Here is a 1,596-nt window from a genome sequence, read left to right on the forward strand (position 1 = left end):
TATCGATTCATTGCGCCAGAAGCAAAAGATGATGAAATTAAAGAATATGAAAATTTGCTTCGTAAATTATATATTCGTATGGGATTATGGAATGATGAAAAAGGAGTAAAAAATGAAATTACAACAAGAAAACCAAAAGAATATCCTATTTTCTCTGACTTTTTAATGTTTGTTCGCAAAGAATTATATCAAGATGTAAAAGCTAAAAAACATCATGATAATTTAGGAGACAGTAGAATTCATCGTTTAGAATTAATTGAATTAAATCTTACGAATTTAGTAGAAGCATATGCACAATTATTTGATGGGCCTTCTACAATTGAAGATTTCAAGAAAGAACAAGTTGTATCGTTTTCCTTACGAAACATTTCAAATTTTAAACCGGAAGTATTCCAAGCGCAAATTTTTAATGTTTTTAATTTAATATGGGATGAAATGATATCCAATGGTGCGCCACAATTAGAGGCATATACGAAACAACAACTTGCTTTTGAAGATGTAATTCGTTATTTCATTATTATTGACGAGGCGCATCATATCATAAACACAAAAAAAGAAAGCGCTCATGCTTTACAATTTCTAACTAAATTTAGCCGAGAAGATCGAAAATATTTTGCAGGGCTTTTATATGCAAGTCACACGATTCGAGATTTTGTACCGGAAGGATCTTCACAAGAAATGATTGATGAAATTAAAAAGCTCTTTGAACTTACACAGTACAAATTTATCATGCAGCAAGATAATAACAGTTTAGATATGTTACGAAAAGTATTTGCAGGACAGTTAAGTGAAAGTGAGATTGCAGCGATTCCACACTTGCCAACAGGGGATGTAATTTTAAGTATTGGGGCTGTAAAAAACATTCACTTCCATGTAGAAGTAACAGACGAAGAATTGATGTTATTCGGGGGAGGTGCTTAATACTATGCATCTGGTTTTAAAGATCATACCAAAGAAATGGCTCATCACTTTAGCACTACTTGTGATGGGTCTTTTTTCTTTTCTTTTACTTGGAGTAGTAAGCATTTTTATTGCGGCAATGGGGAGTGATAGTGGAACAGACACGGGTGATATTACGTATACAGGTGAAGGGCAAGTCATGAATGTTTCGCCTGAAGTTTTAAAATGGGAACCTACGATTCGAAAGCATGCGAAAGCCTTTGGTGTGGAACCATTTGTCGCTTTAATGCTTGCACAAATGATGCAAGAAAGCGGAGGACGAGGTAGCGATCCGATGCAATCATCAGAGGGGGCTTTTAATACGAAATATTGTAAATCACCAAACTGTATTACAGATCCAGACTACAGTATTTGGGCAGGTGTACAGGAATTTAAACATGCGATAGAAAGAGCTGGTGTAACGAGTCCTGGTGACATGGATCATATCAAAACAGCCCTTCAAGCGTACAATTTTGGAACAGGTTTTTTTGATTTTGTTGGCGCAAATGGTGGCAAGTATACGAAAGAGTTAGCAATCAAATTTTCACAACAACAATATCAAAAAGTAAAACATACTGGTATGTATCATTGCCTTAGACCAGAAGCCGTACCATATCAAGCGTGCTACGGCGATATTTTGTACGTTGACGCAGTTTT

The 1,596-nt window shown here is 35.3% G+C and carries 1 protein-coding gene and 1 pseudogene; both read left to right on the forward strand.

What is annotated here, in order from left to right:
• Positions 1 to 921: pseudogene (locus JDS95_RS30380) on the forward strand (VirB4 family type IV secretion system protein); the annotation flags it as partial.
• A gap of 4 nt (positions 922 to 925) precedes the next feature.
• Positions 926 to 1,596: lysozyme family protein (locus JDS95_RS30385; protein ID WP_199691041.1), on the forward strand; the 671-nt coding region annotated here is incomplete at its 3' end.

Origin of the sequence: Bacillus cereus group sp. N24 (assembly GCF_016483345.1) — a bacterium.
Taxonomy (GTDB): Bacteria; Bacillota; Bacilli; order Bacillales; family Bacillaceae_G; genus Bacillus_A; species Bacillus_A toyonensis.